Origin of the sequence: Sphingobacterium sp. PCS056 (assembly GCF_023273895.1) — a bacterium.
In the GTDB taxonomy this organism is placed as follows: domain Bacteria; phylum Bacteroidota; class Bacteroidia; order Sphingobacteriales; family Sphingobacteriaceae; genus Sphingobacterium.
Genome location: NZ_CP096883.1, coordinates 5,081,834 through 5,101,262, shown reverse-complemented (window position 1 = coordinate 5,101,262; position 19,429 = coordinate 5,081,834). Strand labels below are relative to the sequence as shown.

General features: G+C 34.1%; 21 protein-coding genes. 15 read left to right on the top strand and 6 right to left on the bottom strand.

Going from position 1 to position 19,429, the window contains the following annotated elements; translation table 11 throughout:
- Positions 1-35 precede the first annotated feature (35 nt).
- From MUB18_RS21415 to trxA, 3 genes are all read left to right on the top strand, one after another.
- A complete protein-coding gene (locus tag MUB18_RS21415) occupies positions 36-890 on the top strand; it encodes a glycoside hydrolase family 25 protein (protein ID WP_248754579.1) in 855 nt (284 codons plus the stop codon).
- Positions 891-1,132: 242 nt separating this feature from the next.
- Positions 1,133-1,711: a rhodanese-like domain-containing protein gene (locus tag MUB18_RS21410; protein WP_248754578.1), complete on the top strand. Its 579-nt coding sequence runs from the start codon at positions 1,133-1,135 to the stop codon at positions 1,709-1,711.
- Complete coding sequence (trxA, locus tag MUB18_RS21405) at positions 1,711-2,007, top strand: thioredoxin (RefSeq protein ID WP_045755126.1); 297 nt, start codon at positions 1,711-1,713, stop codon at positions 2,005-2,007. Before MUB18_RS21410 ends, trxA begins: the two co-directional genes overlap by 1 nt.
- A 15-nt stretch (positions 2,008-2,022) precedes the next feature.
- Here trxA and MUB18_RS21400 read toward each other — a convergent pair whose 3' ends face one another.
- Both MUB18_RS21400 and MUB18_RS21395 read right to left on the bottom strand, forming a co-directional pair.
- Positions 2,023-3,321: a hemolysin family protein gene (locus tag MUB18_RS21400; RefSeq protein WP_045755125.1), complete on the bottom strand. Its 1,299-nt coding sequence runs from the start codon at positions 3,319-3,321 to the stop codon at positions 2,023-2,025.
- Between the two features lie 139 nt (positions 3,322-3,460).
- Entirely contained in the window at positions 3,461-4,804 is a 1,344-nt protein-coding gene (locus tag MUB18_RS21395) for a Gfo/Idh/MocA family protein (protein WP_248754577.1), read from the bottom strand.
- A gap of 252 nt (positions 4,805-5,056) precedes the next feature.
- Between MUB18_RS21395 and MUB18_RS21390 the strand changes: the two genes are divergently transcribed.
- Positions 5,057-6,169 (top strand): phosphotransferase enzyme family protein, encoded by a 1,113-nt coding sequence (locus tag MUB18_RS21390; protein WP_045755123.1) that lies wholly within the window; start codon positions 5,057-5,059, stop codon positions 6,167-6,169.
- Between the two features lie 66 nt (positions 6,170-6,235).
- Positions 6,236-6,889, top strand: a complete 654-nt coding sequence (locus MUB18_RS21385) for a carbohydrate-binding family 9-like protein (RefSeq protein ID WP_248754576.1) — start codon at positions 6,236-6,238, stop codon at positions 6,887-6,889.
- A gap of 27 nt (positions 6,890-6,916) precedes the next feature.
- On the opposite strand, the gene MUB18_RS21380 is transcribed toward MUB18_RS21385, so the two are convergent.
- A complete protein-coding gene (locus MUB18_RS21380) occupies positions 6,917-7,255 on the bottom strand; it encodes a DUF2853 family protein (RefSeq protein ID WP_248754575.1) in 339 nt (112 codons plus the stop codon).
- Positions 7,256-7,492: 237 nt separating this feature from the next.
- Between MUB18_RS21380 and MUB18_RS21375 the strand changes: the two genes are divergently transcribed.
- The 6 genes from MUB18_RS21375 to MUB18_RS21350 all read left to right on the top strand — a co-directional run bounded on the left by MUB18_RS21375 (position 7,493) and on the right by MUB18_RS21350 (position 12,443).
- The gene (locus MUB18_RS21375; protein WP_084405389.1) at positions 7,493-7,741 is read left to right on the top strand and encodes a type B 50S ribosomal protein L31; all 249 of its coding nucleotides are present in this window, start codon (positions 7,493-7,495) and stop codon (positions 7,739-7,741) included.
- Positions 7,742-7,829: 88 nt separating this feature from the next.
- Positions 7,830-9,041, top strand: a complete 1,212-nt coding sequence (locus tag MUB18_RS21370) for a putative sugar nucleotidyl transferase (protein ID WP_248754574.1) — start codon at positions 7,830-7,832, stop codon at positions 9,039-9,041.
- Positions 9,042-9,047: 6 nt separating this feature from the next.
- Positions 9,048-9,815, top strand: a complete 768-nt coding sequence (tpiA, locus tag MUB18_RS21365; protein ID WP_094772838.1) for a triose-phosphate isomerase — start codon at positions 9,048-9,050, stop codon at positions 9,813-9,815.
- Between the two features lie 9 nt (positions 9,816-9,824).
- Complete coding sequence (prmA, locus tag MUB18_RS21360) at positions 9,825-10,664, top strand: 50S ribosomal protein L11 methyltransferase (RefSeq protein WP_045753227.1); 840 nt, start codon at positions 9,825-9,827, stop codon at positions 10,662-10,664.
- 4 nt (positions 10,665-10,668) lie between these two features.
- Entirely contained in the window at positions 10,669-12,039 is a 1,371-nt protein-coding gene (locus tag MUB18_RS21355; RefSeq protein WP_094772836.1) for a Mur ligase family protein, read from the top strand.
- 74 nt (positions 12,040-12,113) lie between these two features.
- Positions 12,114-12,443, top strand: coding sequence for a helix-turn-helix domain-containing protein (locus tag MUB18_RS21350; RefSeq protein WP_045753225.1), 330 nt, complete (start codon positions 12,114-12,116; stop codon positions 12,441-12,443).
- A gap of 118 nt (positions 12,444-12,561) precedes the next feature.
- On the opposite strand, the gene MUB18_RS21345 is transcribed toward MUB18_RS21350, so the two are convergent.
- The 3 genes from MUB18_RS21345 to MUB18_RS21335 form a co-directional block, all read right to left on the bottom strand.
- On the bottom strand, positions 12,562-12,735 hold the full coding sequence (locus MUB18_RS21345) for a hypothetical protein (protein WP_153197523.1): 174 nt from the start codon (positions 12,733-12,735) through the stop codon (positions 12,562-12,564).
- A gap of 154 nt (positions 12,736-12,889) precedes the next feature.
- A complete protein-coding gene (gene scpB / locus MUB18_RS21340; protein WP_045753224.1) occupies positions 12,890-13,450 on the bottom strand; it encodes an SMC-Scp complex subunit ScpB in 561 nt (186 codons plus the stop codon).
- 3 nt (positions 13,451-13,453) lie between these two features.
- A complete protein-coding gene (locus tag MUB18_RS21335) occupies positions 13,454-14,578 on the bottom strand; it encodes a CofH family radical SAM protein (protein ID WP_045753223.1) in 1,125 nt (374 codons plus the stop codon).
- 260 nt (positions 14,579-14,838) lie between these two features.
- Here MUB18_RS21335 and MUB18_RS21330 point away from each other — a divergent pair, with 260 nt between their 5' ends.
- From MUB18_RS21330 to MUB18_RS21315, 4 genes are read left to right on the top strand one after another with little or no spacing between them, the layout of a single operon-like run.
- Positions 14,839-16,155 carry a D-alanyl-D-alanine carboxypeptidase gene (locus MUB18_RS21330; protein ID WP_248754573.1) on the top strand — a complete coding sequence of 439 codons (1,317 nt, stop codon included), beginning with the start codon at positions 14,839-14,841 and terminating at the stop codon, positions 16,153-16,155.
- Positions 16,156-16,206: 51 nt separating this feature from the next.
- A complete protein-coding gene (locus tag MUB18_RS21325) occupies positions 16,207-17,505 on the top strand; it encodes an MFS transporter (RefSeq protein ID WP_248754572.1) in 1,299 nt (432 codons plus the stop codon).
- Between the two features lie 23 nt (positions 17,506-17,528).
- On the top strand, positions 17,529-18,257 hold the full coding sequence (locus tag MUB18_RS21320; RefSeq protein ID WP_045753220.1) for a (Fe-S)-binding protein: 729 nt from the start codon (positions 17,529-17,531) through the stop codon (positions 18,255-18,257).
- Positions 18,258-18,283: 26 nt separating this feature from the next.
- Positions 18,284-19,171, top strand: coding sequence for a sugar phosphate isomerase/epimerase family protein (locus tag MUB18_RS21315; protein ID WP_045753219.1), 888 nt, complete (start codon positions 18,284-18,286; stop codon positions 19,169-19,171).
- Positions 19,172-19,429 lie beyond the last annotated feature (258 nt).

Here is a 19,429-nt window from a genome sequence, read left to right as displayed (position 1 = left end):
ATACTTTGCAAAAGATAGATTAATTTCATTTCCAAATGAAGAAAAAAAAAGTGCAGCTTAGTAAGCCTTATCATGCCGCTAACGTTAAAAATAAAAAATGGAATTATATTATATTAGGCGGAACGCTTATTTTACTTTTACTTTTGCTTTTAGCAATCGCATGGCATTATCGTGCAGGTATTAAATACTATATCGGCACATGGGGAGCCGGTCGTGCAGTAGTTAGTAAAGAGGCTAAGTATGATATTCGAAATGTAGAGATCATGTCGAGCCATTCAGATAAAATTTTTGGTATTGATATTTCACAATATCAAGGTGATATTAATTGGAATGAAGTAAATACAATAAATGATCAATTTCCAATCGATTTTGTATTTATAAGGGCAACTATGGGGGAACGTAATGTAGACGAAAGATTTAAAGAGAATTGGAATGCTGTTGCTAAAAGAGCAAATCTAAGAGGTGCTTATCATTATTTCCGACCTAATGAAAACTCTGTCAAGCAAGCTAAAAATTTTATTAAAGCTGTTAAACTTGTGCCTGGAGATCTGCCTCCAGTCTTGGATATTGAGGAGATGCCTAAGCATCAACCTATGGATAGTTTGAAAGTAGGATTAAAGCGCTGGTTGGATGAAGTTGAATCACATTATAAGGTCAAACCGATTTTATATTCAGGAGATAAATATTTCACAGATTTTTTACAACGGGAATTTAGCGATTATGTATTGTGGATCGCTAATTATAATTTTTGGGTTGAAGATTTAAAAGATCATTGGAATTTTTGGCAATTTTCGGAAAAAGGAACGGTAAGGGGGATTAAAGGAAATGTAGATTTAAATATCTTTAACGGAAACATTGAAGAATTGGAACGATTGACTCTTCCTTTTTAAAATTAGTATACAAAATAATCATCAGCGTGCTGCTGAACATCAGATAGCTTAATCAGCAACGCAATCATGCGTAATTAATCATCATGAAACATACATATAGAAACATAGCAATTTCACTTATACTTTTTACGTTCGTTACCTTTCTAAGTTTTGGAAAGTCGTTTGCGACAATGAATAAATCGCTTTTATCCAGTATCTATCAAGATAGTATAAGTCCTTTACCCTTAAATCTGACTCAATTTATGGCTTTAGAAGCTACTGGAGCGGTTATATTGGATGCTAGATCTTCTGAAGAATTCAAAGCGGGTTATATCCCCAAATCTATTCATATCGGATGGAAAGGTCCATTTAAAATTTGGGTGCAAAAAATATTCATGGACAAGCATCAGCCTATAATATACGTGGCAGACCATTCATCTATTACACTTGTATTTGAAATGCTTACAGAACTTGGCTATACACAAGTACTGGGTTATCTTCATGATGGAGTAGATAGTTATAAGAAACAGTATTTGTTAAATACTGTTGATGAGGTTGATGCAGCAACTTATTTAGATTTATCAACAAAAGGTCAAATAATTGATGTTAGGTCGGAAAAAGAGTTTGCAGAAGGGCATATTGACAATGCGATGAATTTTCCACTTAAAGATTTAGGTAACTTTAACATTAATTTACCAGAGTATAACAATTATTACGTTCAATGTCTTTCTGGATATCGCAGTATGATCGCTATATCTATTTTAAAAGCAAAAGGTATTGAAAATGTAGTTAATATAAAAGGTGGTTATCAAGCATTGAAAAAAATAAAGGAGGAAAAATAATGGCTACATTCGATGAGATTATAAAATCAAATGACGTTGTATTAGTGGATTTTTTTGCAACTTGGTGTGGACCATGTCAAACTATGGCGCCCATATTACAAGATGTAAAAGAATTTTATGATGAAAGTTTGTCAATTATTAAAATTGATGTGGACAAAAATCCTAAGATAGCGGCAATTTACAAGGTAAGTGGTGTACCTACATTTGTTCTGTTTAAAAATGGTACACAAGTATGGAGGCAGAGTGGAATGATCACAAAGGCTGACCTCCATAAGCTTATTGATTCGCACAAATAGAAAAAGGATGATGATTTAATCATCATCCTTTTTTCTGAACAAAATCTTGTCAATTCGATTACCATCCATATCAAGAACTTCAAATTCAATATTTTTATAGTGAACTTGTTCTCCCTCTAAGGGCACATGGTCAAGCAATAAAAATACGAGCCCTCCAAGTGTTGTGATATTATTGATTTCATCTTCATCTTCTTCAGAAAGACCAATTTCAAATTCTTCCATGAATCGATCTAATTGATATTGTCCATCGGCAATGTAAGATCCATCTTCACGTTTTCGAATTCGGGGTTTGCCTGTTGATTGATCTTCTGGTAAATTACCGACTAAATCCGAAAGAATGTCTCGAAGCGTAATTACCCCTTGTGTAGAACCGTATTCATCAATTACAATGGCTTGATGGATATGTGAAGCCCTGAGAATTGCCAATATACTATAGGCAGAGCTATGTTCGTTGACAAATTTTATAGGTTCAATCAATTGTTGTAAATCAATTGGTTTTTCTTTTAGGTATTGCGATAATAATTTTTTAACATGGACAACCCCTTTAATATTATCTAGATTGCCTTCACAAATAGGATACATGGTATGCTCTGTATTCATGATGATATGTCGATGCTCTTCGAAGCTATCTTCTAAATCTAAGAATGCTATATTACTTCTGTGTGTCATTAGGTTTATCGCTTTCTTATCTCCAAGGCTTAATAGGCGATCTACGATGTCATGCTCTATTCCTTCAATAGCACCGCTATCAACCCCTTCATCTACTAATGCTTTTATTTCTTCTTCGGTTACTGAATTGTGCGTGCTTTTGATATTAAATAATTTGACAATACAATCTGTTGAAATACTTAGCAACCATACAAATGGACGAACTATTTTACTTAATAGATTCATGGGATAGGCGATCACCATAGCATACTTTTCTGGAATCGCCATTCCAATTCTTTTTGGCACGAGTTCTCCTAATACTAGGGAGAAGAATGTAATGACAAAAACAACGATTATGACCGATAATTGCTCGCTATAAGGAGCTAAAAAAGATATCTGTACAAATAATTGTTTCAGATAGGTCGCAATGCTTCCACCACTAAAAAAACCTGTTAAGATCCCGATTAATGTTATACCGATTTGAACGGTGGATAAAAAGTTATTTGGTGATTCCTTTAATGCTAAAGCTATTTTTGCTGCGGGGTTATCTTTGTCAGATGCAGCTTGTAATCTGGCTTTTCTACTGGAGACGATTGCAATTTCAGATGCAGATAATACTCCATTAAGAATAATTAGAGCTAATATAATAAGGACTTCTGTGAGCATGTTTTTTTTATACTTAGGCTAAATGTAGTGAATTTTTAGAAATTAATCTGTAAAAAAGATTGATAGCTCTCTTTTGTCATCGTTTTAGCCTTCGTCTGAAATACAAAAGGCTTCTAAATCAGAAGCCTTTTGTGTGTTTTTATAATCCTCTATCGTCAAGCATAAAAGTGTTTTTCTTTGCTTTCCATTTTCCAGAAGTGAAATCAGGAAAGTCAACTGTTTTGTTTCCTTGTTTGATGGAATCAGTTGATAGTGGAAATACTGCACTCATGGTAACAGAGTCATATACGTCAAATGGAGTTTGTTTGCCTTGCTTAGTGGCTTGGATGAAGGAGTTAAATACAAACCAATCCATACCTCCGTGACCAGATCCTGTTGCAAGTGTTTCATATTTTTTCCAGATCGGATGATCATATTTTTCTACCCATTCTTTTGCCGGATCCCATGTATGTGGTTTAGATTTACCTTCGATGTGAATACCTTGTGCAACATCCATCCATATTCCCTCAGTACCTTGTACACGGAAACCGATCGAGTAGGGTCTTGGTAAGTGTGTATCATGCGTTAATAAAATGGTTTCACCATTTTGGCATTGAATCATGGTTTGAGTAATGTCACCATTTTTATAATTCAATTTTGCATTTGGATGACCTGGTGCTTTCTTTTCAACATAAGAAGCTAAGCCTCTCGCTTTACTTGAATACGAAGTCAGGTGTGTAAAACGATTTCCTGCGTTGATATTGATAAAAGGTAGAATTGGACCTAAACCGTGAGTAGGATATAAATCTCCATCTTGCTCTACATTGTATTTTGTACGCCATTGTGCTTCAGAAATAGCCTTTGGACCAAATTCGACACCGTTGCCATAGTAGCTTTTACCATCATTAAAAAGTACTTCACGTAAGTCATGTTGATAACCTCCTTCTAAATGTAGCAATTCACCAAATAATCCTTGACGGTGCATATTAAGGACAGCCATTACATCACGACGATAAGCAACATTCTCTAAAGTCATGTACGGCTTACCTGTCTGCTCAGATGCTTTAACAACATCCCAGTGATCTTGTAAAGTCAAACCTGCGATCACTTCGCAACCTACATATAGACCTGCCTTCATAGAGTCAATGGCTTGATCTTTGTGAAATTCCCAAGGAGTTGCAATGATGACAGCATCTAACTTTTCTTTACTTAACATTTTCTTGTAAGCATCGATACCACCAGTGTATTCCTTTGGAAGTTTAATTCCTTTTTTGTCAAATTGCTTGCGGCACTGTGATAAAGACTCTTCTTGTGTATCACAAATTGCTACAACTTCGACATCATCACGGTTCAATGCAATGGCAACATGGTTACGACCTCTAAGTCCTACACCTATAAATGCTAACCTTACTTTACCATCTTTTGCAAATAGATCTGTACTAGAAAGGATGCCCAATCCCGCAGTTGTAACTGCTGTAGATTTTATGAAATTTCTTCTGTCCATAATTTTTGTTCTTTTATAATCAGGATATTAAATATCCTTTTTTAATAACATGTGATTTTAGTTTGATATCACTGAATTCGCTATTAAACAAATATATCAAATTGGAAATATAAACTTAATGTGCAAACGTTTGTCTAAAATGAAAAAAAAGAACAATCGTTTGTGTTAATATTTTATTAGCACTTTTCACAACTATTTGAGATATTGCAATCCAGTTAAAAACTTAATTATTTATAGTTAGTAAAATTTTTAATGTCAAATTCGAATCAAATAAATGGTCTGAAAGCTGCAGCTGCGTTTTCTTTAAGTGAGGATATCATTAGTGTAGATGCTTTTGGTTCAGGACATATCAACGATACATATCGTGTAACAACAAAAAATACACATGGTAAATCCTTTTTATTGCAAAGGATAAATCATTACATTTTTCAAAATGTAGATGGTCTTATGCTTAATATTAAGCATGTAACGGATCATTTAAAAACGAAAATTGCACATTTGCCAGCAGATATCCAACAATCAAGGGTGTTGACCATAATTCCAACAAAATCGAATGATTTATATCATATAGATGAAGATGGCAATTATTGGCGTATGTTTATTCTTATCGATGACACCAAGAGCTATGATGTTGTAGAGACAACAATTCAGGCTTCAGAGGGTGGAAAAGCTTTTGGTCAATTTCAATTACAATTGGCGGATTTAGATGCATCTAAGATTGTTGAAGTATTACCTAATTTTCATAATATTCAATTTCGCTTAGACAATTTGAAGCGTGCAATTGCTAATGATTCTCATAATCGGGTTAAAAATGTACCTGAGATCTTAGATTTTATCTTGTCAAGAGAAGATCGTATGAAAACAATACTTAATCTAGGTGATAAAGGAGAGTTGCCGTTGCGCATTACCCATAATGATACTAAATTTAATAATGTGCTGCTAGATCAAAATGATCAGGCGCAGTGTGTCATTGATTTAGATACAGTAATGCCGGGTTATGTTGCCTATGATTTTGGAGATGCCATACGAACGATCATCAATCCAGTTGAAGAGGATGAAAAAGATTTATCTAAGATTGTTTTAAATATTCCTTTATACGCTGCTTATGCAGAAGGTTATCTCAACGAGGCGAAAGAGTTTTTAACGGACGTGGAAGTTCACTCTTTAGTAGAAGGAGTATTTTTGTTACCTTATATGCAGGGTGTACGTTTTTTAACAGATTATCTTGAAGGTGATCACTACTTTAAAACAAAATATACTGATCATAATTTAGTAAGAACAAAGACGCAATTGAAATTGGTTGAGGAAATGGAAAGACAGGAAGAAGAACTGAAAAATGCTATTAGCTCGGTTTTACAAGATTAATAATTACCAGATGAGAGTATAGGTAAAACTGTGCTCTCTCTTTGTTTATATTTAGTATTATTGTATATGACAAATTCTATCATTGTACCTTCTATTGATTTTGGAAATGAAGATTTAAAGGGATACCAGTCTTTAAATAAATTACTATCTGCCATTGCATGGAACGATATCGCTATTGCTAATTGGAATCATGATTATCCCTATGCACCTAAAGCAAAATTTAGACTTGCGTATGATCAGCAAGCAATAGTAATCCAATATAAAATAGAAGAAGAAGTTATAAAGGCGCACTATTACATGCATAATGATAATATTTGGGAGGATAGTTGTGTTGAGTTTTTTATTTCTTTTGATAATAGAAAACACTATTATAATTTTGAGTTTAATCCTATAGGAGCTGGCTTGATTGGTTATGGTACTAGTATCAAAGCAGAGCGTTCGAGGTTGACCAGGCAACAGATAGATCAAGTCGAAGTGTTTACGTGCATTGAACGCAATAATTTGGGAACACAGTGGAGCTTAATTCAGTACATTCCTTATAGTGCATTTAGTTATAGTCAAGTGACCTATGCTTTTTTGAAAGAAAATCCAATTTTCGCTAATTTTTATAAATGTGGAGACCATTTACCAAAACCTCACTTTTTGTCTTGGAATAAAATAAATCATCCAACTCCTAATTTTCATTTACCAGAATTCTTTGGTGAATTATTTTTTGAGTAAGAGTTGGATGACTCTTTAATGTTAGAGTTATTTATAGACACTTTCTTTTTTGAATTTCTTAACAAGTAGTGCATATACCAATACACGGTACTTGTTACGATTTGATTTACCAATTTGAGTGAAAACCTCATCAATCGCTGCGTCAAGTTTTGCATCATCTGCAAGACCTAATTTTTTAATTAGAAAATTAGTTTTTAATCTTTTGATTTCATCAGGATCGGAAGATGCGATTGTTTCGGCATCTGCTTTATAGATAGAGGGGCCGAGTCCTCTTGTAACAGATTCAATAAGAGAATCTTCCAATGGCAACTTTAATTTTTTTGCTTCTGCAATATATGCAGTGATTTTTTCATCTAATTTGCTCATAATAGGGTGTTATTAAATTGATTTTTATAATTGATCATTAAATTAAACAATATTCCTTAAATAAGGAATAAATATTGTCTTTTTTAATGTTAAAATTGCCTATCTTTGCAGTAGGCGTGAAGGATAAAAAATAAATCACTTTCTTAGAATATTTGTTACGGAATATTCTTGCAAATAAGGTTTTAATAAATTATCTTTGCACCTCAATTATTGAATATACGTAATCATAAGATAAAAATGAAAAAAGATTTGCATCCTTCAAATTACAGATTAGTTGTGTTTAAAGATATGTCAAATGACTATTCTTTCATCACAAAATCATGTGTTGATACAAAAGAGACGATCACTTGGGAAGATGGTATTGAATATCCAGTTGTGAAATTAGAGATTTCTCATACTTCACACCCTTTCTATACTGGTAAAATGAAATTGGTTGATACGGCTGGTCGTATTGATAAATTCCGTAGCCGTTATAACAAAAAATAATTTTTGTTATCCTAAGGGTATCACAATATTAAAACTCGATAATATTCATTATCGAGTTTTTTTTTGTTATTTTTATAGGGTGATAGTTGTGTTATTTGATCAATCGACGCAGTCAAGTTATCTGCAATGTTTTAATGGATTGGGGAATCTATTTAACCCCGATTCTTTATGGCCATTTACGAGTCTCAAATCTACTGCTTTGCTACGTGTGGGCATATTACCATTGTTTGAAAAATGGGCACATGCCTTAGATACTGTAGTCTTATACGATTCTCAGGCAAGTGAGGTGTCCCTTGATGAACAAATCGCTTCATGGTCACATGAAGGTCAGGAACTCTTCTTCGTTTCTGTAAATGTTATCCCTACCGAATCCTTTGTTGAAAAATTAATTTCTTTGGCAAAAGGACAATATTTACGATCCGATAATAACTTATTTGCATTTAGAGCTGATGTTGATCAACCCTTTAATGCCAGTATGGAAAAAGTCTTTTTTGGTCAGGATTGTATACAGCTACAATTTATTGAGGATTTATATTTAAACATCGGATCTGAAATCATACGTGAATTTGGAATCTTAACGCATGACAGACGCTCAGAATTTTATTCAAATACAAATATAGTTTTGGGGGATCAATTATTTGTTGGTCAGTCAGTGGAGATGGAATGCGTTACTTTGAATACAAAGACAGGTCCGATTTATATAGATGATGGTGCCATTATTATGGAAGGAGCTAATTTAAGAGGCCCTTTATATATAGGTAAAAATGCCGTTGTAAAAATGGGAACTACCATTTATAGCAATGTTTCCATTGGCGACTATGCTGTGGTGGGAGGAGAAATCTCGAACTCGAGTATAGGAGATTTCAGTGCTAAAGGGCATTACGGATATCTAGGTTGCTCAGTTGTCGGCGACTGGTGTAATTTGGGTGCTGGAACAATAAATTCGAATCTCAAAAACAACCTATCTTCAATCAAACTATATGATTACAGGTCTGATTCATTGCGTGATACCGGATTGATGAAGTGTGGCTTATTTATGGGAGATTTTACTCGTACGGGTATTCAATCCATGTTTAATACAGGTACTGTTGTTGGTCTGGGGTGTATGTTGTCGATAACCGGTTTTTATCCTAAATTTGTATCATCATTTACGTGGTTATATAACGAAGGGAACGAGACTTATCAACTTCAAAAGTTTATTTCTGATTTAGAAGTTGTATTTTTATCAAAAAATAGAAAATTAGACAAGAAGCTAATTGAAAAAATTATAGAAATTAATCAATCAAAATTTAAAAACTAAAGTATTATGCGTAAGAAAATTGTAGCAGGGAATTGGAAAATGAATTTGGATTACCAAGATGGGGTGAGTTTATTCTCTGAGGTAGTGAATATGGCTAAAGATGAGATCGTTGGTGATCAGCAAGTAGTGGTTTGTAGCCCATTTATTCATTTACATAGTATTGCGCAATTAGCAAAAACAGCATCACATGTTGCTGTTGGTGCTCAAAACATTCATCAGGCTGAATCAGGAGCGTACACAGGCGAAATTTCTGCAAGCCAAATTAAATCTATTGGTGTTGAATATGTCATTTTAGGGCATTCAGAACGTAGAGCTTATTTCGGAGAGACAAATGCGTTATTAAGTGAAAAAGTGGATGCTGCATTAAAGCATGGTCTATTGCCTATTTTCTGTATTGGTGAAACAAAAGAAGAAAGAGAATCAGGTAAGTTTTTTGACGTAATAAAAACACAACTGGAAGAGGCTGTATTTCATTTATCAAAAGAAGAGTTTTCAAAGGTTGTATTAGCTTATGAACCGGTATGGGCTATTGGTACTGGATTGACCGCTTCTCCAGAACAAGCTCAAGAAGTACATGCTTTTATTCGTGCTACTGTAGCAGCGCAATATGATCAATCTGTAGCAGATGAAACGAGTATTTTATATGGAGGTAGTTGTAATCCTAAGAATGCAGGTGAATTATTTGCACAAGCTGATATTGATGGTGGATTGATCGGTGGTGCATCTCTGAAGTCACGAGATTTCTTAGATATTGTAAAAGTTTTTAATAAGTAAGAATCTATTATGAAATATAGTGAGGTAATATTTACGAGAAAAGTAGGGGAAGAGTGGCAACAGGATCTGTTTATTGCCGAACTAGCTGATATAGGTTTCGATACTTTTGAACATACGAAATCGGGGTTTGCAGCTTTTATTCCAACTGCAAACCTTGATCTTCAAGCTTTGGAAACTGTTTTACTTCAACAAGATGGTTTTGAAGTTGAGTATGAGGTGGTAGATATTGAAGATCAAAATTGGAACAAACTGTGGGAAAGTAATTTTAGTCCAATTTTGATAGATGATCAATGTTATGTAAGAGCAACTTTTCATGAAGCTAAACCTGATATTTCATATGAGATCGTAATAGATCCTAAAATGTCTTTCGGGACTGGTCATCACCAGACTACAACCATGATGCTTCGTTATATTTTGGAAAATGATTTTCAAGGTAAGGAAGTGTTAGATATGGGGTGTGGAACAGGAATATTGGCGATTTTAGCCGCCCAAAAAGGTGCAAAACAATTACTTGCTGTGGATTTTGATGATGTCTGTGTAGATAGCGTCGAAGAGAATAAGCTCTTGAATAATATTACGAATATCGAATCGAAATTAGGATCTTATGAAACCATCGTCGATCGTCATTTTGATACCATTTTAGCTAATATTAATCGTAATATATTGATGGAACAATTCCCACAATACAGTAAATCTCTGCGACCAAATGGAGAATTATATATTAGCGGTTTTTTTGAAGGAGAAGATTTATCAATTTTAAAACAACGTGCAGAATCACTTGGACTGGAGTTTGTTTCTAATCAGGTGTTAGACAATTGGTGCTCGGCAAAATTCGTGAAAGTAAATTAATCATATGCGCATACATTTTATTGCGATAGGTGGAAGTATCATGCATAACCTTGCTATCTCTTTAGAGCGGCAGGGCCATCAGATTTCTGGATCTGATGATCAAATTGTAGAGCCTTCTCGCAGCCATCTAATTGATGCGGGATTACTTCCAGAACAATTGGGGTGGTTTGAGGAAAAGATTACGGATGATATTGATGCCGTTATTTTAGGAGCTCACGCACTTATTAATAATCCTGAATTAATAAAAGCTCAGGAATTAGGTCTTAAAATTTATTCTTTTCCTGAATTTATCCAAGAACTTTCTCAAGATAAAACACGCGTGGTCATTGCTGGTAGTTATGGTAAAACGACTATCATGAGTATGGTCATGCATGTTCTGAAAAATCTCAATAGACCTTTCGATTATTTAGTTGGAGCACAGCTTGAAGGTTTTGATAACTTGATTGAGATAACAAAAACAAATAAAATCATCTTAATAGAGGGCGACGAAAATGTAGCTTCTAGTTTGAGCAGTAAGTCCAAGTTTATGTTTTACAAACCCAATATTGCCTTGATTAGCGGTATTAATTGGAATGAGTATAGCACTACAATAACTTTTGATAATTATCTAAAGCAATTTGAAGACTTTATCAACACCATAGAGGCCAAAGGAACCTTGATCTATAACAAGGAAGATAAATACCTGCAGAAGATTATTGCTGAGACTAAATCATGTAAAATCAACCGGCACGGATATCAAATTCCTGAATATGCTATTAATAAGGGTATAACTTCTATAAAATCAACCAAAGGGGACGTTCCTTTGCAAATTTTTGGTAAGCATAATCTTTCTAATATCGCTGGCGCTTATACGGTATGTGAATGGCTGGGGATAAAAAAGGAAGATTTCTTTGAAACAATAAAAACATTTAAAAGCTCCATTCGATATTTGGAATTTGTATCTAGTTTTGAAGGTTCTGTGGTATATCAGGATTTTGCTCATACGCCTAAAAAATTGAAGGCAAGTATTCATGCGATTAAGGAACAATTTCCAAGTCAGAAGCTGGTTGCAATAATTGAATTAAATGCATACGATAGTTTAGATGAAAGCTTTGTGAATCAATATAAGGACACCATGAATGAAGCTGATCTTCCCGTTGTGTTTGTTAATATGGAGTCAATAAAGGAAGTTAATAAGTGTACTACTCATCTTTTGGAAGATATTCGAAGTGCTTTTAACCGGTCGGATTTGGATATTGTGACGAACTTAGGAGACCTATATAAGTTCCTTGAGAATTTTAAATCAAAAGGCAATAATTTATTGCTAATGAGCTCGGGCAATTACAGTGGGGTTAATTTAACAGAGTTAGCGGATCATTTTTTTAAGAATTATTAATAAAATTGCGTTAATACTTTGATTAAAGAATTTTTTATTTTATATTTGTTTTGTAAATAAAAAATATCTACCAAATGAATGCATTAGGAAAAAAAATTAGATTATTGAGACACCAAAAAGGGTGGAGTCAAGAAGATGTTGCAAAGAGATTAGATATCTCCATTCCAGCTTTTTCAAAAATTGAAACGGGAATTACAGATGTAAATTTATCTCGTTTAAATCAGATTTCAAAATTATTTAATTTGTCAGTAGTTCAACTTTTATCAACTTCAGATATGGAAGAGGATAAAGAAGCTGTAAATGAATTGGCAGAATTAACTAAAAAATTGCAAGTACGTGAAACCGAAGTGATCGAATTGCAAAAGAAAGTAATTGATCTTTACGAGCAATTACACAAGAAATAGATTTTATTCAATTTTGGGAATGAATAAAAGAAAGGCTTGCAGATTATCTGCAAGCCTTTTTACTTTCTTCTGATTGACAACTTAAGTTGTTTTCTATAGATAGCGTGATTTATTTAGATTAAAAGTCGTCTTCGTCCCCGAAATCGTCAAATCCACCAATAGGATCAATGTCTTCTAAATTAAAGTCATCTTCTAAGATGTCATCAGAATCATCATCAGGTCCATTGAATGAACCAAATTTCTCTTCATCTACTGCATGCATAGATTCACTTTTCATCATTGCCGTGTTCATAAAATTATACTTTATTTTTGCTTATTTAATATTGTAAAATTATATAACAAAATTCGAAGTTTAAACTTTTTTTGAAAAAAAATAATTGACGTAAAATATTGATTATTAGTGAAATTCGATAATTTGTTAATGATAAAAAAAATGAGTATTGAAACTATTCAGCCACCTCTCCGATTTCATTTTCAACAGTCACAATATCTTTTAATTGCGGCAGATCTCGAACTCCATTGATGCCAAAATGATTCATGAATTGCGAGCTTGTACTATACAAGAGTGGTTTTCCGATTGAATCCGCTTTTCCAGCAATTTGAATTAATTTTTTCTCTAAGAGTCGTTGAACGGAATAATCACAACTAACACCTCTAATTTGCTCTATTTCCAGCTTTGTAATAGGTTGTCTATAAGCTATGATTGCCAGTGTTTCTAACGCAGCTTGGCTTAATTTCTTCTTATCACGATGAAGCTGTAACTGATTGATCGTTTCATGATAAGCGGATTTTGTCAAAAACTGAAAAGTATTATTAATAATTTTCAATTCCAATACTTCGTCTTCGCTTTGATGTTTACTGCTTATCTTATCAATAAAAGTTTGCAGCTCTTCTTTAGAAATTTCAATGGCTAATGCCTCTTGTAGAACATGTTTAATATCCTGTAGACCAACACCATCTTCTGAGGCATATATAATGGCCTCTATATTACGAATAATATCTTTCACGGATTAATAATTGATTACTTGTTCAACCATATGTTCAGGAAGTTCACGGAATTCGTAGCGCTGTGTTCTCAGTTGAGGTTCAAATCCGGCCTCTTGTATTGCCTTCTGAATAGAATTTGCTGTAAATCGATGTGGAGCACCTGCAGCCGAAACAACATTCTCCTCAATCATGATCGATCCAAAATCGTTGGCACCAGCGTGTAAGCATAACTGAGCAGTTCTTTTTCCTACAGTCAACCACGAGGCTTGAATATTTTTGATATTTGGAAGCATAATTCTACTTAAAGCGATCATACGAATATATTCTTCGCCAGTGACATCATTAGTAATGCCTCTTAACCTTTTTAATAAGGTGCCATCATCTTGAAATGGCCAAGGAATAAATGCTACAAAACCAAAGTGTCCCTCAGGTTTTTCAGCCTGTACCTCCCTGATCCACACCAGATGTTCAAAACGTTCTTCAATCGTTTCGATATGACCAAACATCATCGTTGCTGAAGTTGGTAGATCAATTTGATGAGCAGCACGCATCACATCTAACCATTCTTTACCACCACATTTACCTTTAGATATAAGACGTCTAACACGGTCATTTAAGATTTCAGCCCCTGCTCCAGGTAGTGAGTCTAAACCCGCTTCTTTTAGCGCCTTAAGCACCTCTATATGTGACATGTTTTCTAATTTAGCAACATGCGCAATTTCTGGTGGACCTAAAGAATGTAACTTTAATGTCGGATATAATTCTTTTAATTGTTTAAATAGATCAGCATAAAATGTTAATCCTAGGTCGGGATGGTGCCCCCCTTGTAACAATAATTGATCTCCGCCATACATAAAGGTCTCTTCAATCTTTTGCTTATAGGTTTCGATATCCGTAATGTAACTCTCATCATGACCAGGTCTACGAAAGAAATTACAAAATTTACAGTTTGCAATACAAACATTTGTTGTATTTACATTACGGTCTATTTGCCAAGTAACCTTACCATGAGGTACTTGTATTTTACGTAACTCATTTGCAACATAGCTTAAATCAGCTGTGGCTGCATGATGATATAAATATATACCTTCATCTTTGGTTAAAAACTCAAATCTTAAGGCTCTTTCTAATAAATTGCTTACATCCATTAAGAACAAATATAAGCACCTTTTGCTTTATATTTATTGATTGACTGTAAGTTTTCATCAATACTAATTTGAAGGCTTTAAAACCGGCGGATCCCTTTTTTGTTGGTTATGGCATCACGATGTCGTCATCTTTAGATCATTAATTTATGATCATTACGTGTTATAGTTATCAAAATATAGATTGCAGCAGACTTCAACTCTTTTTTTGATTAAGAGATGTTAAATCAATTTTATATATCAATTTTCGTAGTTTTACGCTGATGAAATTTTTAAAGAAGATACTTTTTTTTCTAGCTGTAGGTACATATAGTTTTAGTTCTTTTGCCCAGCAGTATAATGACGTTTATACTAAACTACAGCAATCCCCAATACTTAACGATCACTTTTTTGGATTTTCCTTGTACGATTTGGATAGTAATCGATTTGTTGTCGATATCAATGGGCACAAGCATTTTACACCAGCTTCCAATACAAAGGTGTTCACACTTTATGCCGCTTTAGAGTTATTGGGTGATTCTATTCCAGGATTGCAATATGTAGAAAAAGGTGACTCTCTTTTATTTTGGGGAACAGGTGATCCGACATTTTTACATAGTAAAATGGACTCTCACATAGTTTATAATTTTCTAAAGAAAACAGATAAAAAACTATTCTATGTTCCAAGTCCGATGCGAAATCGATTTTTTGCTGCTGGGTGGTCTATGGATGATTTCGATGCATATTATCAACCTGAAATTGCCGTTTTACCTATTTATGGAAACGTGGTTACCTTTCGAGCGACCGGAAATAATAAAATGAGTATCGTTCCAGCTTATTTTCAAGATAAGCAAACCATACAACCCATGCTTGACAAAGGTCAATTTGCATTGAGTCGATCATTTACTGAAAATGAATTTTTACAATCTCGAGAAAATATTCCTGCCAATTATGTGAATGAAATCCCGTTTAAATACTCGGATGATCTGGCTATTAAATTATTGTCTGATACGCTAAATAAAAAAATACAAATCATTGATTATAATAAGCCCATAGATGTAAAAACATTATATTCTAATGCTACAAATTATGTTTTACGTGAAATGATGTTACCAAGTGATAACTATCTAGCAGAACAAATTTTAATGATGGCATCGCTACAGAATTTTAAAAAATTTGACACCTATTTAGTTCGAAATTGGATGCAGGATAATTACTATAAATATTATTCTGATGAGACTGTTCTCCATGATGGATCAGGATTATCATCCTACAATAAAATAAGCCCCCAAAGCATGGTCGATGTTTTAGTTGCTATAAAGAATAAGATTCCAGATGAAACGAAAAGATTTAAACTATTTTCTGCTGGCGGTGTTGATGGTACATTGAAAAGAGCTTATAGTAAAGATCTGGGTGTTCCTTTTATATTTGCAAAAACAGGTACGATCACTTCCGTATATTGTCAAAGTGGTTACTTAATCACAAGATCAGGTAAAAGACTCGCGTTTTCTTTTCTGAATAACAATTTTATTGATGAAAAAGGGAGTAATATTAGAAAGGAAATGGTTAATATCATGACCTATATCAGGCAAAATTATTAATATTTCAGTTTATATGGGTTAATCATTATTTTTATCAACTAAACCTCAAGTATGTCTGTCATTCAAAAAAATAATAAAAAATTAATTCGCTCATGGGCGATGTTTGATTGGGCTAATTCAGCCTATAACTTGGTTATAACCTCGACTATTTTTCCTGTTTATTATACCACAATTACGAATACAAAAGAGCATGGTGACGTCGTACGTTTCTTTGATGCTGAGTTTGTCAATACGGCCCTATCAAACTTTGCTTTGGCGGTTGCTTACTTGGTCATGGCATTGACGCTGCCTTTTATTTCGTCCTATGCTGATGCCAACGGAAAGAAGAAACAAATTATGAAATTTTTTACTACAGCGGGAGCAATCGCTTGTATGGGACTGTTTTTCTTTAAGTTAGAAACGTTAGAAATCGGTATTATCTGTTTTGTAATAGCTGCTATGGGTTATATTGGCGGTGTTCTCTTTAACAATTCATATTTACCTCTTATTGCGTCTGTTGATCAGCAAGATAAAGTGAGTGCGCAAGGTTTTTCATATGGTTATGTCGGATGTGTGACGTTGCAGATTTTGTGTTTCATTGTTGTCCTGAAACCCGAATGGTTTGGCATATCGGACCCATCTTTGCCCGCAAGGATTTCATTTTTAATGGTTGGACTCTGGTGGTTAGGGTTTTCACTTATTCCATTTAAATATCTTCCTAATATTCCTGCAACAAGAAAAGGAGAAGGCTTATCATTAGTTGAAAAAGTAAAAGCTGAAATTAGTTCTGTTTGGGGACATATTCAACAAATTCCAGAAATAAAAAAGTTTTTACCTGCATTTTTCTTTTATAGTATCGGTGTGCAGACTTTGATGATCGTAGCATCTGCTTTCGGGGAGAAAGTGCTACATTTGGGAGCTACTAAATTAATAGGAACCATTCTCTTAATTCAACTTGTTGCGATAGCTGGAGCATTCATTATGTCTGCTATTTCTGCTCGTATTGGAAATGTTAAAGTATTAATGTTAGTCGTTGTGATTTGGATCAGTATCTGTATTTCAGCTTATTTTCTCACAACAGAGATTCAGTTTTACATATTAGCGGCCTTAGTTGGTTTGGTGATGGGGGGCATTCAATCACTTTCCAGATCGACATTTTCAAAGTTAATTCCTGAAGATATACAAGATACGACCGCATTTTTCTCCTTTTATGACGTGACGGAAAAAATAGCCATTGTTGTAGGATTATTTTCATTCGCGATGATAGAACAAATCACACACAATATCAGATATTCGGCATTATCCTTATCTTTATTTTTTATAATTGGATTGTTACTATTAATTCGTCTATTGCGATATAATAAATCCTAAATTTAAATTTAAGAATATACGATATGAAAGTTGAACTTTTTGTTCCTTGTTTTATTGATCAGTTGTATCCGGAAACGGCTTTTAATACCATACGATTGTTAGAGAAAGCAGGATGTGAAGTTACGTATAATGCTGAGCAAACGTGTTGTGGTCAACCAGCTTATAATGCTGGTTTTTGGGATGAAGCAACGATAGTTGGGCAAAAGTTTTTAAAGGATTTTAGTGCAGATCATTATATAGTTTCTCCATCGGCATCATGTACGGGTATGGTTAAACATAGTTATAATGATTTGTTCACGGGCTCCATCGAGCAATCGCACTGTCGATCGATCCAAAAAAATATATTTGAAATTTCTGATTTTTTAGTCAATGTAGTAAAGAAAGATTATTTTGGAGCAGAATTGGAAGGAATCGGAGTTTATCATGATGCATGCTCAGCATTGCGCGAATGTAAAATCAAAGAGGAGCCCAGGCGCCTATTGAGTAAAGTACTTGGCTTAGAAATGGTGGAAGTTAAGGATAGTGAAGTTTGCTGTGGCTTTGGAGGTACATTTGCTGTTAAATTTGAAGGTATATCGTCTGCGATGGCAGAGCAAAAAGTGAGAAATGCTCTTGATATGCGTGCAGATTATATCATTTCGACAGATGCCTCCTGTTTGTTACAGTTACAAGCCTATATCGACCAATATAAATTGCCGATCAGAACTATTCATTTGGTAGATGTACTAACAACTGGCTGGGGTAATATTTAAAAGAACTTAAACTAAATACTAAAATTATGAATTCAAGAAGAGATTTTCTCAAAAATTTGGGTTTAACTGCTGCAGGAGTAGCGTTAATGCCGAGCTTAGATTTGCTCGCTGCTCCGAAGAACTGGTTTGATATTTCACTGGCCGAATGGTCATTGCACAAAACCCTTTTTAAGGGGGATCTAAAAAATATTGATTTCCCAGAGCTAGCAGCTAAAAAATTTGGAATTTATGGCGTAGAATATGTAAATGCCTTTTTCAAAGATAAAGCGAAAGACATGACTTATTTGAAAGATCTAAATAATCGCGCGAAAGATAATGGAGTTCGCAATGTATTGATTATGATCGATGGTGAAGGCAATCTAGGAGATGAAGATGCAACCAAACGTAAACAAGCTGTAGAAAATCATTACAAATGGATTGATGCGGCTCACTTTTTAGGTTGTCACGCTGTACGTGTAAATGCTGCTGGTAAAGGAACTCCGGAGGAAGTGAAAAAGGCGGTGGTTGACAGTCTTTCAACATTAGCCGATTACGGTAAAAAATCAAAGATCAGTGTTATCGTTGAAAACCATGGTGGGATCTCATCTCATGGTGATTGGTTGGCAGATACTTTAAAAACTGTCGGTAAGAAAAATTGTGGAAGTTTACCAGATTTAGGTAATTTTTATGAGTACGATCGTTATCAGGGAGTAGCAGATTTAATGCCGTACGCCAAAGGAGTGAGTGCTAAAACACATGATTTTGATGCTAATGGTAATGAGACTCAAATCGATTATGCACGAATGCTTAAAATAGTAAAAGATGCTAAATTTAAAGGTTACATCGGTATTGAATACGAAGGAAGTAAGCTTAGTGAAGAAGAAGGTATTTTTGCAACAAAAAAATTATTGGAGCGTTTGCGTCCTACAATTTAATAATGATATGGTAATTGTGGTATGAAATTTTACCATCAATATCTATATATTAAAAGGGGGAGATCTATTATTGATTTCCCTTTTTTTGTAATCGTTATTTTCGCCTAATACCCATTAGACTTGTTAGAAATTCAAAGATGCAAATCGTTGTCTAAAGATTTACCATTTCGTATAAGTTGGGGTTGAACGATTATCAATCGAAATATCCACAGATCTTACATGTGGTAAATGAATAGCGAAATTTAAGCCAATAAAATA

Coding starts and splice junctions, on each gene's coding strand:
- trxA (WP_045755126.1), top strand. CDS start 1,711: ATGGCTACATTCGATGAGATTATAAAATCAAATGACGTTGTATTAGTG.
- MUB18_RS21330 (WP_248754573.1), top strand. CDS start 14,839: ATGAAATTTTTAAAGAAGATACTTTTTTTTCTAGCTGTAGGTACATAT.
- MUB18_RS21350 (WP_045753225.1), top strand. CDS start 12,114: ATGAATGCATTAGGAAAAAAAATTAGATTATTGAGACACCAAAAAGGG.
- MUB18_RS21320 (WP_045753220.1), top strand. CDS start 17,529: ATGAAAGTTGAACTTTTTGTTCCTTGTTTTATTGATCAGTTGTATCCG.
- MUB18_RS21355 (WP_094772836.1), top strand. CDS start 10,669: ATGCGCATACATTTTATTGCGATAGGTGGAAGTATCATGCATAACCTT.
- MUB18_RS21390 (WP_045755123.1), top strand. CDS start 5,057: ATGTCAAATTCGAATCAAATAAATGGTCTGAAAGCTGCAGCTGCGTTT.
- prmA (WP_045753227.1), top strand. CDS start 9,825: ATGAAATATAGTGAGGTAATATTTACGAGAAAAGTAGGGGAAGAGTGG.
- MUB18_RS21410 (WP_248754578.1), top strand. CDS start 1,133: ATGGCTTTAGAAGCTACTGGAGCGGTTATATTGGATGCTAGATCTTCT.
- MUB18_RS21335 (WP_045753223.1), bottom strand. CDS start 14,578: ATGGATGTAAGCAATTTATTAGAAAGAGCCTTAAGATTTGAGTTTTTA.
- tpiA (WP_094772838.1), top strand. CDS start 9,048: ATGCGTAAGAAAATTGTAGCAGGGAATTGGAAAATGAATTTGGATTAC.
- MUB18_RS21345 (WP_153197523.1), bottom strand. CDS start 12,735: ATGAACACGGCAATGATGAAAAGTGAATCTATGCATGCAGTAGATGAA.
- MUB18_RS21395 (WP_248754577.1), bottom strand. CDS start 4,804: ATGGACAGAAGAAATTTCATAAAATCTACAGCAGTTACAACTGCGGGA.
- MUB18_RS21315 (WP_045753219.1), top strand. CDS start 18,284: ATGAATTCAAGAAGAGATTTTCTCAAAAATTTGGGTTTAACTGCTGCA.
- MUB18_RS21325 (WP_248754572.1), top strand. CDS start 16,207: ATGTCTGTCATTCAAAAAAATAATAAAAAATTAATTCGCTCATGGGCG.
- MUB18_RS21385 (WP_248754576.1), top strand. CDS start 6,236: ATGACAAATTCTATCATTGTACCTTCTATTGATTTTGGAAATGAAGAT.
- MUB18_RS21375 (WP_084405389.1), top strand. CDS start 7,493: ATGAAAAAAGATTTGCATCCTTCAAATTACAGATTAGTTGTGTTTAAA.
- MUB18_RS21400 (WP_045755125.1), bottom strand. CDS start 3,321: ATGCTCACAGAAGTCCTTATTATATTAGCTCTAATTATTCTTAATGGA.
- MUB18_RS21380 (WP_248754575.1), bottom strand. CDS start 7,255: ATGAGCAAATTAGATGAAAAAATCACTGCATATATTGCAGAAGCAAAA.
- MUB18_RS21415 (WP_248754579.1), top strand. CDS start 36: ATGAAGAAAAAAAAAGTGCAGCTTAGTAAGCCTTATCATGCCGCTAAC.